Origin of the sequence: Bdellovibrio sp. BCCA (assembly GCF_037996825.1) — a bacterium.
GTDB lineage: Bacteria > Bdellovibrionota > Bdellovibrionia > Bdellovibrionales > Bdellovibrionaceae > Bdellovibrio.
On the sequence record NZ_JBBNAC010000001.1, the window covers coordinates 2,577,703 to 2,590,875 of the forward strand.

General features: G+C 45.2%; 13 protein-coding genes. 2 read left to right on the forward strand and 11 right to left on the reverse strand.

Annotated features, from left to right (window positions below; all coding sequences use genetic code 11):
* Window positions 1-93 precede the first annotated feature (93 nt).
* The gene (locus AAAA78_RS12495) at window positions 94-804 is read right to left on the reverse strand and encodes a PilZ domain-containing protein (RefSeq protein ID WP_340592378.1); all 711 of its coding nucleotides are present in this window, start codon (window positions 802-804) and stop codon (window positions 94-96) included.
* Window positions 805-2,289, reverse strand: coding sequence for a glycerol kinase GlpK (gene glpK / locus AAAA78_RS12500; RefSeq protein WP_340592379.1), 1,485 nt, complete (start codon window positions 2,287-2,289; stop codon window positions 805-807).
* Between the two features lie 36 nt (window positions 2,290-2,325).
* Between glpK and AAAA78_RS12505 the strand changes: the two genes are divergently transcribed.
* Complete coding sequence (locus AAAA78_RS12505; RefSeq protein ID WP_340592380.1) at window positions 2,326-3,096, forward strand: lysophospholipid acyltransferase family protein; 771 nt, start codon at window positions 2,326-2,328, stop codon at window positions 3,094-3,096.
* Window positions 3,097-3,098: 2 nt separating this feature from the next.
* On the opposite strand, the gene AAAA78_RS12510 is transcribed toward AAAA78_RS12505, so the two are convergent.
* The 4 genes from AAAA78_RS12510 to AAAA78_RS12525 all read right to left on the reverse strand — a co-directional run bounded on the left by AAAA78_RS12510 (window position 3,099) and on the right by AAAA78_RS12525 (window position 5,566).
* Window positions 3,099-3,284 (reverse strand): hypothetical protein, encoded by a 186-nt coding sequence (locus tag AAAA78_RS12510; RefSeq protein WP_295900861.1) that lies wholly within the window; start codon window positions 3,282-3,284, stop codon window positions 3,099-3,101.
* 12 nt (window positions 3,285-3,296) lie between these two features.
* Window positions 3,297-3,728, reverse strand: coding sequence for a hypothetical protein (locus tag AAAA78_RS12515; RefSeq protein ID WP_295900859.1), 432 nt, complete (start codon window positions 3,726-3,728; stop codon window positions 3,297-3,299).
* A gap of 100 nt (window positions 3,729-3,828) precedes the next feature.
* A complete protein-coding gene (gene hutI, locus AAAA78_RS12520; RefSeq protein ID WP_340592381.1) occupies window positions 3,829-5,097 on the reverse strand; it encodes an imidazolonepropionase in 1,269 nt (422 codons plus the stop codon).
* Between the two features lie 22 nt (window positions 5,098-5,119).
* A complete protein-coding gene (locus AAAA78_RS12525; protein ID WP_340592382.1) occupies window positions 5,120-5,566 on the reverse strand; it encodes an Hsp20/alpha crystallin family protein in 447 nt (148 codons plus the stop codon).
* Between the two features lie 121 nt (window positions 5,567-5,687).
* Between AAAA78_RS12525 and AAAA78_RS12530 the strand changes: the two genes are divergently transcribed.
* Window positions 5,688-6,716: an NAD(P)-dependent alcohol dehydrogenase gene (locus tag AAAA78_RS12530; protein ID WP_340592383.1), complete on the forward strand. Its 1,029-nt coding sequence runs from the start codon at window positions 5,688-5,690 to the stop codon at window positions 6,714-6,716.
* Window positions 6,717-6,773: 57 nt separating this feature from the next.
* On the opposite strand, the gene AAAA78_RS12535 is transcribed toward AAAA78_RS12530, so the two are convergent.
* The 5 genes from AAAA78_RS12535 to gpmA all read right to left on the reverse strand — a co-directional run bounded on the left by AAAA78_RS12535 (window position 6,774) and on the right by gpmA (window position 13,070).
* Window positions 6,774-7,931 carry an EF-hand domain-containing protein gene (locus AAAA78_RS12535; RefSeq protein ID WP_340592384.1) on the reverse strand — a complete coding sequence of 386 codons (1,158 nt, stop codon included), beginning with the start codon at window positions 7,929-7,931 and terminating at the stop codon, window positions 6,774-6,776.
* Between the two features lie 12 nt (window positions 7,932-7,943).
* Window positions 7,944-8,912: a prepilin-type N-terminal cleavage/methylation domain-containing protein gene (locus tag AAAA78_RS12540; RefSeq protein ID WP_295900841.1), complete on the reverse strand. Its 969-nt coding sequence runs from the start codon at window positions 8,910-8,912 to the stop codon at window positions 7,944-7,946.
* Window positions 8,909-9,403 (reverse strand): hypothetical protein, encoded by a 495-nt coding sequence (locus tag AAAA78_RS12545; RefSeq protein WP_295900838.1) that lies wholly within the window; start codon window positions 9,401-9,403, stop codon window positions 8,909-8,911. The genes AAAA78_RS12540 and AAAA78_RS12545 overlap by 4 nt, the downstream gene beginning before the upstream one ends.
* Window positions 9,400-12,195 carry a hypothetical protein gene (locus AAAA78_RS12550; RefSeq protein WP_340592385.1) on the reverse strand — a complete coding sequence of 932 codons (2,796 nt, stop codon included), beginning with the start codon at window positions 12,193-12,195 and terminating at the stop codon, window positions 9,400-9,402. Before AAAA78_RS12550 ends, AAAA78_RS12545 begins: the two co-directional genes overlap by 4 nt.
* Before the next feature lie 128 nt (window positions 12,196-12,323).
* Window positions 12,324-13,070: a 2,3-diphosphoglycerate-dependent phosphoglycerate mutase gene (gpmA, locus tag AAAA78_RS12555; RefSeq protein WP_340592386.1), complete on the reverse strand. Its 747-nt coding sequence runs from the start codon at window positions 13,068-13,070 to the stop codon at window positions 12,324-12,326.
* Window positions 13,071-13,173 lie beyond the last annotated feature (103 nt).

The window sequence follows — 13,173 nt, forward strand, 5'->3', positions numbered from 1 at the left end:
TTAAACAGGCAAAGGTCTTTATCCAAGATTCGTGCCGGACAAAGTGACACCAAAGGGCTGCGTTTTGAAATTAGTTTAAGGTGCTAGAAAACACTATTTCTTTTGAGGATACTTAAGGAAGAGCTCTCTTTGTAAGTCCATCATCAAACTCAGCAAACGGCTTTCCATAAGATGATCAATTCCGATGAATTGCACACCCGCAATCTGTTTTGTAACTCCGTTTTCTTCTTTGCTTTGCGCGAAACGAACGTCGACAACAAACTCCATGGGACGTCTTACACCCAAGCGCAGTGTGCCTTTGACATGATCGCCTATCTTGAGCTCAGGTTGGGCCCCCATAAGTTCCATCTTAAATCCACCCGCACTGACATCTTTCACACGACACTCTAAGAAATAACTGCGCCCACCATGAGAACTTAGTATAAAAACGGCGTCATACTTTGCTGGAATATCAATGCGCGCATTGGCTCTGCGTTGAAGCTGAAAAAGATCGGTGTCGATTTTTAAAACCGCCCACCCCGCTTCAAAATAAAGTTCCGTCTGAATGAAATAGCGTTCCGACTTAAAGGCGAAATTCACGATCACTTTTTGTGCCGTCGTTATGCCTTTGGAATCCGCCGTATGATGGCAAAGAAGGGCTTCGTCTTTTTCAGTTTGCACAGCAATCAGGTGAAACACGTCCTCTTGCAAAGCTCCTTTTACGGCGATTTGCATTTTATCGCTGGCGATTTCGCGAAAGAGCATTTTCTTTTCAGAAAGCGCCACCTTTTTAAAAATCAATTGCCCTTGTTCTTGGCCGTTCATCTACACTCTCTCCAAAGCCATTTGCCAACGAGCCATTCGCTCTTTGCGATCTTTCACGGACATTTTCACTTTAAATTCTTTATTCACTGTCCAAACACGTTTGATCTCCTTGAGGTCCTTCCAAAAACCACAACCAAGCCCCGCCATGAAAGCCGCCCCCAGTGCTGTTGTTTCTAAATTGTTAGGACGAATGACATTTACGCCGCAATAGTCAGCTTGCATTTGCATTAATAAGTCATTTGCAGCAGCTCCCCCGTCGACACGAACGCCTTTCAACTTTTTGCCCAAATCTTTTTGCATGGTCACGAGGATATCAACGTTCTGCAAAGCCATCGCCTCTAAGGTTGCTCTTGCAATATGCGCTTTCGTTGAACCACGTGTAAGGCCACAGATCAAACCACGCGCGTCGGGTTTCCAATGAGGAGCACCGAGCCCCGTCAGTGCCGGAACAAATTCAACTCCGTCGGTGCTCTCCACCGTTTTTGCAAGAGCTTCGACTTCCGAAGATTGTTGAATAAGTCCCAAGCCATCGCGCAACCACTGAACAGCGGCTCCACACACAAAGGCCCCGCCTTCAAGAGCGTAAGTGAGTTCTTCATTTTTTAACTTCCAAGCGATTGTCGTAAGAAGTTTATTTTTAGACTTCACAGCTTTTTTGCCCGTGTTGAGTAAAAGAAAACTTCCAGTTCCAAAAGTGCATTTTGATTCACCGACATCGTAACACGCCTGACCGAACAATGCCGCCTGCTGATCTCCCACAATACCTGTGATAGGAATTCCATCGGGCATAAAGCCCAAACCTTGAGTACGACCGAAATCGGCGTTCGATGGACAGATCTCTGGCAAAATTCCTTCTTGCACATTGAAAAGTTTTAAAAGTTCTTCGTCCCACCAACCCGTGTGAATATTCATCAGCATGGTGCGTGAAGCATTGCTGACATCCGTTTTATGAGACTGACCGCCAGTTAATTTCCAAAGCAAGAACGTATCTACAGTTCCGGCGAGAACCTCTTCATTGCGAGCTTTCTGTGCGGCCCCGGGGACATTTTTTAAGATCCATTGAATTTTGGTCGCCGAAAAATACGGGTCCAAAACAAGTCCCGTTTTTGCCGTGATCATTTTCTCTTTTTTATTTTTCTTTAATTTCTCGCAGATCTCTTGCGTGCGACGGCATTGCCATACAATCGCGTTGTAAATCGCTTTACCTGATTTACGGTCCCAAAGCATCACCGTCTCTCGTTGGTTGGTGATTCCAATGGCACGAATTTGGGAGCCTTTTACTCCTGCTTTTTCCATCGCCAGGCGCATTGAACGCTGTGTGGAATACCAAATATCTTCAGGATCGTGTTCGACCCACCCCGGCTTAGGAAAAATCTGTTTGAAAGCCTCACGCGCTTCGGCGACAAGACCTCCGGCTTGATTGATAATGCAAGTCCTAGAGCTGGTTGTACCTTGGTCAATAGCCATGATAAAAGAAGAAGACATAAACACTCCGCCGTCGATGGATGACTAAGTAACATCATGAAGAATTTCCTGACGAAACCCAACGAAAAAATTTTCGGTCTTCGGAACCTTGACCGAGACACTCTGATTTTTCGTGTTCTGCCCCGCTTTTTACTTGAAATTCTGCGCAAATATTTCCGCATGGAGATCGAAGGCGTTGAGAACATTCCGCGTCGCGGAGCTGTTATCATTGCTCCGAACCATTCTGGGTATTCGGGCTTTGACGCTTTTTTGTTGGGACATATTGTTCAACAAGAAGCCAAACGCGTCCCCCGAGTTTTGACTCACCACTTTTGGTTTTTGACGGAAACCACGGCGATCCCCGCGCAAAAAATGGGATTCACCGAGGCGACTTATGAAAACGGTCTGAACGCTCTTAAAAAAGGAAATGCGATTGTGCTTTTCCCTGAAGGCGAGCAAGGAAATTTCAAACCGACGTCGGAACGTTATCAATTGCAGGAGTTTAAACGCGGCTTTGTGCGCATGGCTCTCGAAACGCAATCACCGATTGTCCCTGTTGTGATCCTGGGTGCGGAAGAAACTCATATCAACTTAAAGAAACTGAAGTTCACAAAGTTTTTAAAAGGCTCGGTGATCCCGCTTCCTTTGAATGTTATTCCTTTGCCCGCGAAATGGCGCATTCGTTTTTTGGAACCCATCCATCTTCCCTACAAAGCCTCTGCGATTGATGATGCCGAATTGGTTCATGAAATCGCGCAAGACATTCAAGAAAGAATGCAGGCCGCAGTCAAAGAAGAGCTGCACAAACGCGGAAATCCTTTTTTATAAAATTATTTATGCCTGTCGGGAACGTCGTCGCCGATGGTCTTTAAGATCGAGTGCCACTTAGACACAAGGATGCCAGGGTTGTCAGCATTACGACTGACTAGGCGGCTTGTTAAAAGCGCCGCGATCCCCACTGCGATAACGAGGAGGAGTACGTACTCCACCACGATTTGACCTCGGTTGTTCTTCATGAAATCAGTATATCACAGTTCCGCAAGAGCGGAAGTCGCCTCAAGGGAGGCTGGACGCCAGTTTTCCATTGTGAGACGAAGAGTTTCTATCAAAAGATCCAGGTTTTCATCTTCAATAGGACCACGAAGGCCGATAACCACGTCCTCATGCCACTTTTCTACCTCAAGGGCACTTGGAGTCTTTTCAGCTCCTTCAAAAGAAAGAAGGAAGCTATCCGCTGTTGGATAAATCATCACAAGGATATTCGCGCCTGAAGCTTTTGAGACTTCCTTAGCTTTGACCATCTCTGCACTCAACTTTTGTTGAATCAGAAAATAGATCTTTAAAGCCAGCGCCTCATGAAACTGGGCAAAGTAAATGCGCACGGGACCATCAAAGATGGCACTGTTAAACGCAGGATTAAAATACTTCGACTGCATTAAAGTGGTATATGACGATCTCATGTTGTTATTTCCCCTCCACTAGCACAGCTCAAGACTAGGAAGAAAGTAGGTGCTTTTTCAAAGGAAATTTTAAGATTCTTAAATTTTCTGACGCAGCAAATTATTTTAAGCTGCCGAAAATCTTCTTTCCTCTCGAAAAAACAACCTTATCTACGCTCTCCCCAACACTGTAGAACAAGGTCTGCCAGTCTTTCTCCATGCATAAAATATCAGCAGACTTTCCGACCTCCAAAGATCCTACTTCTTGCTGCAAATTCAATGCGTGCGCGGCTCCCACCGTGTATGCACCAATCACTTCAGGCAAACTCATTTTCATTTCTAAACGTGCGAGCAAGCCCACCAAGTTCAGATCTTGTGTTGGAGAACTGCCCGGATTGAAGTCAGTTGCGAGAGCTACCCGAGCTCCGGCATCAATCATCTCTCTCGCCGGTGGATATTTTGTTTTCATGTAAAGATCGGCAGCCGGTAAAAGTACGCAGGTGGTTTCCGATTTTGCGAGATTCTGAATTTCTTTATCTGTCACTTGCAACAAGTGATCACCTGACAAAGCCCCAATTCTGACAGCCACATCACTGCCACCACTGAGTGACAATTGATCGGCATGAACTAAAACTTCAAATCCAAGTTCTTGAGCCCGACGTAAATATTTTTCGGAAGCTTCCGGAGGGAAAAATCCTTTTTCAATAAAAACATCCACACGACGCGCGAGTTTTTTCTTTTTCACAACCGGAAGAATTTCTTGTCCTAAAAATACCAAGTAGTCTTCGTAGGATTTAAACTCGGGAGGTAAGGCATGCGCTCCCAAAAAGGTGCTCACGGTTCTGAGGCCCTGCACTTTCTGCGCGGCCTGCAACATCTTAAGTTCATCTTTAAGGTTCAGGGCATAACCCGATTTTATTTCTAAAGTCGTCACACCTTGAGAAATAAAATGATCGGCGCGCTTCTGCCCGCCCTTTGCAAGTTCCGCCAAAGAAGCTCCGCGAGTTTTTTTCATTGTCGAAAGAATACCACCGCCGCGAGCTGCGATTTCCTGGTAACTGACACCTTGATTGCGCATTTCAAATTCTGCCGCTCTGTCGCCTGCAAAAATCAAATGCGTGTGACATTCAACAAAACCAGGAAGAATCGTCTTCCCTTTCATGTTGAACTCTTGATGTTTCTTTTTAGCAAATTCTTTAGGAAGTTTTTTATCGGTTCCCACCCAAACAATACGATCTTTTTCAAAGAGAATCGAAGCTTGCTTTAAGATACCGAGATCTTCTTCACGAACGCGACGGCCTTGTTTTTGTGCCGCACCTTGAAGAGTCAAAAGAGTCGAAATATTTTTTAAGAGAATACCCATGGCTTTATTCAAACATATACGTTCCATGGATCAAGTAAAAACAAAGTTCCTACGAAATCTTGATACTATGACTGGCTGTTTCTTCGGCTTTGGGAATCGTGATTTGCAAGACGCCATCCTCAAAATGAGCGTGAATCTTATCTGCAACCACTTGCGAAGGCAGGGCAAAACTTCTTGAGAATTTTCCATAATATCTTTCGCTGTATTTGCTTTCACCTTTGGCTTCGCGAAGACGCTCCCCAGAGATCGTCACCATATCGCCATGAAGCTCTACATTGATGTCTTGTTTTTTCATACCAGGAAGATCCACCGTTACTAAAAAGGACTTTTCCAATTCTTCGAAATCAATGGATGGTGTAAAGTCTGTTTCAGATTCCGTCAAAGCTCCCGGTGAAAGCTGCCGATCAAACTCGTTGATAAACTCTTCGAATTGAGTGGCAAAATTTCTGCTGAAGAAACGCTCGCCACTCCACGGCGCAAGAAAACGCATCGGCATGCAAGACCTCTTTTGTATATAGCGCCATTATTTCCCTCTGAAAAAGTCGGTCAATATGTATCACAACACTTGATCTTGCAGAGGTCGCTGCTCAGCTTAAAATCTTCATATAGGAGGTTCTATGAAAGCCGTCCGCTTTGTCGGCGTGGGGAAACCCGCCGAAGTCGTCGATATTCCAAAACCAGAACCAAAAGCCGGAGAAGTTCTTGTCAAAATCGGAGGCGCTGGAGTTTGCCACTCTGATCTTCATGTTCTTCAGCGCGGTATCGGCATTGATCGACCGTTCACATTAGGTCATGAAAATGCAGGATGGGTTGCGGCTCTTGGAAGTGGCGTTAAAAACTGGAAGGAGGGAGACGCCGTCGCTGTGTATGGCCCTTGGGGTTGCGGATACTGTCACGCCTGCACACAGTCTTTTGAAAATTACTGTGAAAACTGGAAACCGGGAAAAGCTTACGGTGGCGGCCTTGGAACTGACGGAGGAATGGCGGAGTACATGATTGTTCCCTCCGAAAGACTTTTGGTTTCTCTTGGGAAATTAAATCCAAAAGATGCGGCTCCTTTGAGCGATGCGGCTTTAACTCCTTATCATGCCATTAAAAGAGCGTTGCCTCTTTTAACTCCGGAAACAACCGTTGTTGTTTTGGGGGTTGGAGGCTTGGGTCATATGGCTGTGCAACTTTTAAAATGTCTTTCGAGTGCCCGTCTTGTTGCCGGTGATGTCGACGAAGCCAAATTAGCAATGGCTAAAAAATTAGGTGCGGATCTTACGGTGAATACAAAAAATCCCGACGCTGCAGAAAAGATCAATCAATTCACCGGTCCCCGCAAAGCCACTTTCGTCCTTGATTGTGTCGGCGTTCAGCCTACAGTGACCTTAGCCACACAAATTGTGGGTATGAACAGTCAACTTACTGTCGCAGGTCTTGGCGGCGGTAAGATCATCATGGATGGCAGCGAAGTGCCGTTTGGCTGCATGGTGAGCACGCCTTATTGGGGCTCGCGCGCAGAACTGATTGAAGTTTTGGCGTTAGCGGAGTCTGGAAAAATTCATGCAGAGGTGACTCATTACAAACTTGAAGATACACCTTCTGTTTATCACAAACTTGATGAAGGTATGATTCGCGGACGTGCGGTGATTGTGCCGTAAAAATAAAAACGGCGTTTGAGTTACCAAACGCCGTTTGCTTTTGATTCAGATTATTTTTTATTTCACTCGTGGCGCAAACCACATGTCGATCACAGAACCTTTTTTCTCTTTGCCTTTTTGCACAAAGGTAAATGTGCTGCGCTCACGAACTTCAGCTCTGTCGCCGATCGGTGTCGTTGAAGAAGCATCATATTTCAAAGAAACCGATTTAATTTTCGATTTCAATGGAACCAACTCACCGTCTTGCACAATACCATCGCCGTTTTTATCATACCAAAGCAGAAGTTTTGCAAAGTCTTTGTCTTTCGAATCGATCACGTCGTCTTTGTTTGAATCAAACTCGCGTAAAGCTTCAAATCCGTTTTTGAATTTATCGCCTTGATTTCCGAACAACTCGTCGGCTGTCGTGATTTTTTTATCGCCATTACGATCAACCGCGATGAAAGCTCCTGGCGCCCCTTTTTCCGGCCACATTGTTTTTCCGGAAGGATTCAACGGGAAATCGACTTCAGAAGTGAACTGTGGACGTTTGTCGTCGAAGAACACCATCAGTGGCGAGAAGTAACCGCCGCAGAAACCATTTTCACCAGGGAAGAATGCGGAAATGCTATATTGTTTTCCGTCACTCGAATTGCTTGTGTAAACGTTGCTTGAAAGGTCCCCTGTGTAACCCATAAATTGCTGGCCACTCTCGGTGCCCGGCGCAAAATATTGTTTGAAGCGAACGTCATGAAGTTTTACGTCAAAATCACTGCTGATATTTCCTTCCTCATCTACTTTTGTAGTGAAGTTGATGGGAATCGTGATTCGCACGCTGTTTCCGGCATAGGACGCAATCGCTCCACCAGTCACGTCAGGTCCAGAAATTTGTACAACCTGATCACTTCCGGCCATTGAAACCACTTTAGCAGGATAGTTGATCTGATACTGCTTTAAGGCTCCCTTGTCGTTGATGGTCAGAAAAAGTTGAACCGTCGACTTCGGAGAAATTGGATTTGATACGCTTCTTAAGTTCGTACCAAAGCACGTATTTGAAACATTGATGGTGATTCCCTCTTGGGATGCGCGCGAGGCCTGTCCAGATAGAACAACCCCTTGAAATCCTGCAGTACCCCCTGCCCCTGAGTTCACTGCTGCGGGTTGTTGGTCCGCTGCAAAAGCGTGAAGAGCCACGCCACACAAAAGTGGAGCGCTCAGCCATTTCATAGAAAACATACAAGCCCCCTTTTAGTTCCCCTTTTTATCCGGTCTCTCGATCATGTAGTAAATCAAAGCGGCATGTGCATCATTCCGCTTAAACTGCACTCTCGAAATATCGGCTGCGAACAATTGTCCTTTCGGAAACGTGGCTCCCGAGTACACTGATCGCAAAAGGTTTACTTTCCCCTCTTTATCCTTCTCTAAATAATACTTTACGACAGAAACTGATTTCAAGCGAACAAGTGGGGCTGCTCCCCCCATTGGCGGTATATCCCTAAAGAAAGCATCTTCACTGTTTACTGTCTCACTTGGATACATCGGATGAGTCGTGTCTAAAAAGTTGGGAATACTAAATGCCAACGGTGTCAGTCGCGACTCCCCTAGAGTTGTCACGACTCCTAGAAAGATTGGCGATCGTGCCGGTCTAGAGTAATCAGGTCCCGTGGCCGTCATAGCTCGCACCGCTGCCGGAGAATCCAACATCAAGATAGATCCGATCTGCCAGAATGCCGCCTTAGAAAGCTCAACTGCTTTGTTTTTGTTCAGAGAACGGAAACTGATATCTGATGCCACATTTGGATTTCCTGACGGGGCTCCAATATCGTAAGCGGCAGCCGGAGCATACATCATACTTTCAGAAACACGCTCTCGCGTGATAAGAAAAGTAAATTCGTTGCGACGACCATACTCCAGCGTAAGAATACGCTCACCTGTATCAAGGCCTGATTCCGTCATATCAGTAATGAAATCAAAGAAACGATGACCACGATCATCTACGACCACGAGATTGTTAAACGAAGGCTCTGACAGCTTAAGGTCCTTAAGAAGCATACGCTCAGCAATAATATTATCGACCTTTTCTTCGATCTCGTTGGTAATTTCATTTTTCGTTTTTGCCGTGAAAACGAAAAAGGACGCCGCGACCATGCCTAAGATTCCCATCAAGGCGATACCGACGACCATTTCTGCTAAAGTAAAACCTTTTTGATTCCTCATTGCGAATTCACCACAAATTGATAGTCCACGAAACCAAATGAGCTTTCACCTTTTCCACCTTTGGAATCAGATGAGCCTTCCCAATCTTTGTGACTTAAACGAACTGTCACTAAATAAAGACCTTTAATTCCCGGATAAGCCTGGATCACGAAACCATATCTTCCAGGACAACCAGGACAAGTTTCTTTAGGTTCAAGTTTTCCATTTCCCCAGGCCATGGGAAGTTTATCCAAAGCCAGAGCATTGTTTCTTTCTTCGTCCGTTTGCACATAGTTGATCTGATACATTCGCACGTTAGGACGAATATTCTCGATCACATCATTGATCTGTTTGTAAACGGAGTTTTTAGTTCCGCTGTCTTTCGCGATCTTTTTCATTCCCAAGACCCCGGAAATAAAAAAGGATCCAACCAAAGTGATCATCGCAAGTCCCAACAGACTTTCTATGATCGAAATACCTTTATTGTTCTTAAGCAAAGAAGTCTTCTTCATATGCCGGACTCCCTTGAAACTTCAAGAACATAGAATTTGACTAAACGGTTCTTACACATCGTCGATTTACTTTGTCCCACCAATCCGCAGTCTGGATCCACCGATGTCCAGCGGAATGGATCGGCTTTAGAGCGAAGAGAAATCGCATTGCAACGATATAAATTCGCCACGTCTTTCATTGATGGATACGGATGCCAAACAGGGAACCTGTTGATCGTTGTGCAGCTCTTATTTTCAAGAGCCTTCAGCACTCCCGCCTGACGCAATTCAAAAGTCGCCATCGGATGATAAATAGTGCTCCAGCGGATACCTTTATCATAGGCATCTTTGGCTATTTCAATTCCATTCGCAACGATGAATGAGCCGATAATTCTTAACTCCGTTGAGCGAGATTCAATAATCAAACGTTCACAGGTAAAGAATCCTGTCACAAAATTGGCAGTGCTCTTAATAATACAGTCCTTGGCCATTGATTTCACAAGGAAGGTTGCCGTTCCACCGCCATTTGGATACCTAAAGGCATTGCTACCATCTAAAATCAAATTCGTACGGTCTTCATACTTATTCGTGAAAGACCACGAGAACCTTGAACTCGGAGCAAATGATTGCGACCAATCAGTTCCGGCAAAAGCCGTGCTTTGCTGATTCGCGCAGGCTGTGTCGTAGTTGATAAATGGATCGTCATCTGGCAATTCCCCTTTGGAGAATCCCATGGCATTAGTCAGAGTTTGAGAGACCCGGAATCCTCCGCCTCCCGTACGTTGGAAGTTCAACCAACCTTTATTTCCGTTCGACCAACCACGTAGCGAAGTTCCCTGGAAGTAAGAGACGTCGTAGGCTTCCAACTGGAATGAGATGTCCATCGGTTCACCTTTAGAGTTCACCAAAAGCTCACCGTTTTCAAACTCGATTTTCACATCACGGAACGTCGGATTTGTATCTTTATTGCCGGCGTCTTTGGGGTCCACGATTTGTGAAATTGTGATATGAATTTTCGGCTGAATTCCTTGTTGTGAATTCACCGCCGCGAGCTGTCTCTGAAGTTTATCAACTCTGTCTTGAGCATCGACGATAGCTTGCTTTTGCTTTAAACGTTGTCTTTCAGCTGAACGCAAACGGTCTTGCATATTGTCGATTTGTCTCTCTAAAGATGCAATTCTGGCTTTGTCTTTCTTTTCTTCTGCTTTTTTTAAATCTTCTTTAAGCTCATCAATATCTTGATTGGCTCTTTCAATTTCTTTTTCAATGTTTTCAAGCTGTCTTTGTTCAAAAAGAAGTTGCGATTCTGCATCCTTCAACTGACCGTTGATGCGTTCCTTTAATTCTTTTAAATTGATTTCAGGTTCCAGAGTGACTGTTCCATTATCGGGAATTTCACCTTCCACCTTCATACGCCCAAAGTTCATTGTGTACTTTGCAACGGCACCGCTGTTTTGACTGAGGTTCCAACCTTTAAGAATCTCGCCAAACCATCCCGTCTGAACTAGTGACGGTGATTTCACTTGACCTGTTTGCGGATTGAAACGGTTCTTGTCCGTGAGACCCAAACGGTACTCATACTTATTGTCGTTTTTGTTTTCTTTGAGAAGCTGACCGCGCAAGTCTGAATTCACTGTGCGATTAAGATCGTACTTCGCAAGATTGTACGCGATACATCTTTCCATGAATTTCGGATCACTTGTCGTCGAACCGTTTTCTAGACCGGAAAGAAAGTCCAATCCCAAGTCACGTCTTGCATCAATCTCCACACCTTTTTGGAAGCCGCCAAACTGTCTGATATCATCCCAAAGTTGATCGAGATCCATTCCTGACGAACGCGGTGTAAACTCCGCCAACTTGCCGTCAGCACGCTTACGCATGATCGGACCTTCACCCATGATCAATTTTTCTTTGAAAGTCACTGGCGTATAAACGGTGTCACCCTTGTTTTTATCAACATTCAATGATGGAGCAGACGGAAGTGTCACACTTCCGTTCACAAAAACGGGACTCTCAAAAATAAGCCCACTATGGTGAGATCTTTCAACTAACGAATCAAATTGACGGAAATAGGCATCACCTTTGCCAAGACCTGAGCCCGTCTTCTTATCCAAATAGAGATCTCCGGCAACAAGTAAAGCAAAGCTTCCCACTTCGCGCGGATAGACACCGACATAAGACACTGTCGTCAATACACTTGATCCCACTTGTATCGGTTGTAAACTTGAATCCAAAAGACTGACGGTGACTTTAAGATAAACTTCGCGACCATATTCAGGAATCAAAGAGTTTTGATTTCGCTCAATACGCACGTAAATATTTTCGACCTTATAGCCCTTTAATCCCGAAATAATTTTATAAATCGGATGCATGGCACTGAAAGACTTAATTGAGATCATTTGATCGAATTTGTTTAGTGGAATATTTCCGGCGTTACTAACGCCCATGGCTCTTAAGAAATCCACGGTTTCTTTTTTCATCAACACACGTTCAACGGAACGCGGATGACTCAAAACCGCAGCCATAGAAGCCGACGCCGTATCGCCTCCACAAGACTCCTGCATCCAATCTTTTGAAAAACACCAACGCTGCTTAATTCCAAGAAGTGTAAAGTCCACCATTGAATGTAAGGCCAAGCGAGCCGTGATAATCGCAGATGTCTTCTCAACCTGCTGACGGTGCTTCAGAACTTCGGGAGACATGTAATACAGCATCGTGCCGACAACGCCGACGGCAACGAGGGCCTGAACAAAGGCACTTCCTCTATTATTTTGTTTTGGGAGAAAACGTTCAAGCCAGAAGGATGGTTTCATGGGTAGCTCTCCTATCTGTCCGTATCGACAAATAGGATAGCAAACTTAATACAGTGGACGTCCGGATGTCTTAAAAATCACCGCAGAGTGCCTCACTCTAAGACACTCTTTGCTTCAAAGAGAGATGGCTATTTGGCCTTTCCTTGGTTCGCAACAGCGTCGATTGCCGCCTTCACTTCCTCAGGATCACCAATAAATTCCTTCTTGATGACTTTGAAATTCGCGTCCAATTCATACATGAGCGGAATTCCCGTTGGCATATTCACAGCCATGATCTCATCAGGAGTCATGTCTTCAAGATGCTGAATCAACGCACGCAAACTGTTCCCGTGCGCTACGATTAACACTTTTTTTCCAGATTTGATCGTCGGAGCAATCGTGCCGTTCCACAATGGAAGGAAGCGCGCGACGGTGTCTTTCAATGACTCTTGGCTAGGCAAAAGTTTGGGGTCAACACCCGCATAGCGCGGATCGTGCGTGGGATGGCGAGGATCGTTCACATCCATTGGCGGTGGCGGAACATCATAACTGCGACGCCAGATTTTCACTTGGTCTTCGCCATGACGAGCCGCAGTCTCAGCCTTGTTGAGGCCTTGCAGCGAACCGTAGTGGCGCTCATTCAGGCGCCACTCTTTGTGGACAGGAAGCCACACTTGATCCAATTCATCCAAAACGAAGTTCAGAGTTTTAATCGCTCTTTTGAGGACGCTTGTATAAGCGACGTCAAAGCTAAAGCCCTTATCTTTGAGGGCTTTCCCCCCTTTTAGAGCTTCCGCTCGACCTTTTTCAGAAAGATCTACGTCCTGCCAACCTGTAAAACGATTTTCCTGATTCCAAACACTCTCACCGTGTCTTACGAGCACCAACTTATACACAGCTTAAACTCCTTCAGTTTACATAAAAAAAGAGCTATCATGACCAGGCTTTCTTTAATATCAAAAGCTTGCGTTTTTGCCGTGCATTAAAGCGTGTCAAACT

Coding starts and splice junctions, on each gene's coding strand:
- AAAA78_RS12495 (WP_340592378.1), bottom strand. CDS start 804: ATGAACGGCCAAGAACAAGGGCAATTGATTTTTAAAAAGGTGGCGCTT.
- glpK (WP_340592379.1), bottom strand. CDS start 2,289: ATGTCTTCTTCTTTTATCATGGCTATTGACCAAGGTACAACCAGCTCT.
- AAAA78_RS12505 (WP_340592380.1), top strand. CDS start 2,326: ATGAAGAATTTCCTGACGAAACCCAACGAAAAAATTTTCGGTCTTCGG.
- AAAA78_RS12510 (WP_295900861.1), bottom strand. CDS start 3,284: ATGAAGAACAACCGAGGTCAAATCGTGGTGGAGTACGTACTCCTCCTC.
- AAAA78_RS12515 (WP_295900859.1), bottom strand. CDS start 3,728: ATGAGATCGTCATATACCACTTTAATGCAGTCGAAGTATTTTAATCCT.
- hutI (WP_340592381.1), bottom strand. CDS start 5,097: ATGGAACGTATATGTTTGAATAAAGCCATGGGTATTCTCTTAAAAAAT.
- AAAA78_RS12525 (WP_340592382.1), bottom strand. CDS start 5,566: ATGCCGATGCGTTTTCTTGCGCCGTGGAGTGGCGAGCGTTTCTTCAGC.
- AAAA78_RS12530 (WP_340592383.1), top strand. CDS start 5,688: ATGAAAGCCGTCCGCTTTGTCGGCGTGGGGAAACCCGCCGAAGTCGTC.
- AAAA78_RS12535 (WP_340592384.1), bottom strand. CDS start 7,931: ATGTTTTCTATGAAATGGCTGAGCGCTCCACTTTTGTGTGGCGTGGCT.
- AAAA78_RS12540 (WP_295900841.1), bottom strand. CDS start 8,912: ATGAGGAATCAAAAAGGTTTTACTTTAGCAGAAATGGTCGTCGGTATC.
- AAAA78_RS12545 (WP_295900838.1), bottom strand. CDS start 9,403: ATGAAGAAGACTTCTTTGCTTAAGAACAATAAAGGTATTTCGATCATA.
- AAAA78_RS12550 (WP_340592385.1), bottom strand. CDS start 12,195: ATGAAACCATCCTTCTGGCTTGAACGTTTTCTCCCAAAACAAAATAAT.